The following is a 1,241-nucleotide window of genomic DNA, read 5'->3' as shown; positions in this document are numbered from 1 at the left end:
CTCTCCAGGCGTGCGAGGACGAGGTGCTGCCCCTGCTGGCCGGCCGCGAGCACGAGATCGGCATCGCAGCGGTCAACGGCCCCCTGTCCGTGGTCGTATCGGGAGATGAATCGGCCACGGCCGAGATCGCCTCGCGCATCCAGGAGTTGGGCCGTAAGACATCCCTCCTGCGGGTGAGTCACGCGTTCCACTCGCCGTTGATGGAGCCGATGCTCAAGGAGTTCCGCGAGGTAGCGGAGAGCGTGGCGTACGAGGTACCGCGCCTGGCCGTCGTCTCGAATCTCACAGGTGGCGTCGCCGCGCCCGAGGAACTGACCTGCGCCGACTACTGGGTGCGGCATGTCCGTGAGGCGGTGCGGTTCGCCGACGGCATCGGCTGCCTGGAGTCGGAGGGCGTCGGGCGGTTTGTGGAGCTGGGCCCGGACGGCACTCTGACCGCCATGGCCCAGGGGTGCGTGGAGGGCGACGAGCGTCTGCTGGTGCCCGCTCTGCGAGGTGACCGGCCCGAGGTCGGTGCGGTGCTGACGGCGGTGGCCGAGTTGTTCGTCTCCGGCGTGGACGTGGACTGGGGAGGGCTGTTCGGGGGCTCGAGGGCATCCGGGGTCACGCTGCCGACGTATGCCTTCCAGCGTGAGCGTTTCTGGCCGGATGGAGAGGCCGAAACCGCGCCGAGCCCCTCGGAGGGGGTGGACGCGCGGTTCTGGGAGGCGGTCGAGCGCGGCGATCTGGGGTCGCTGGCGGGTTCGCTGGGTGTGGACGAGGCGGTGCTGGGCGGTGTGGTGCCGGCGTTGTCCTCGTGGCTGCGTGGGCAGCGTGAGCGTTCCCGTGCGGACCGTTGGCTGTACCGGGTGACGTGGAAGCCTTTGGACGGTGTCTCCTCGGGAACGCTGTCCGGGCGATGGCTGGTCGTCGTGCCGACCGGTGCGGCGGCCGACGATCACGTCGAGTCGCTGGTGGACGGACTGGTCTCGAGGGGCGCCGATCCCGTGATCGTTGAGTGCGCTCCGGGGGCTGAGCGCACCGCACTGGCCGAGCGGTTGAGCGCCGTGGGCGACGTCGGCGCAGTATTGCTGATGCCGGGATCCAGTGAGCCCGACACCGTCGGGGAGCTGTCAATGACCGCGGTGCTGGCGCAGGCGCTGGGTGACGCCGGGATGAGCGCTCGTCTGTGGGTGCTGACGCGTGGTGCGGTGTCGGTGGGGCGGTCGGACGGTGCTCCCGATCCCGGTCAGGCCGCGGTG

1 protein-coding gene is annotated in these 1,241 nt (G+C 70.5%); it reads left to right on the top strand.

The features are described 5' to 3' along the window. A partial coding sequence (locus IEY86_RS35880) for an acyltransferase domain-containing protein (RefSeq protein WP_189136086.1) occupies nucleotides 1-1,241 on the top strand: 1,241 nt, incomplete at both ends.

It is taken from the genome of Wenjunlia tyrosinilytica (assembly GCF_014646055.1).
GTDB classification, from domain to species: Bacteria; Actinomycetota; Actinomycetes; order Streptomycetales; family Streptomycetaceae; genus Wenjunlia; species Wenjunlia tyrosinilytica.
Note: the sequence above shows the minus strand (reverse complement) of the source record. Positions and strands in the feature narration are given on the sequence as shown.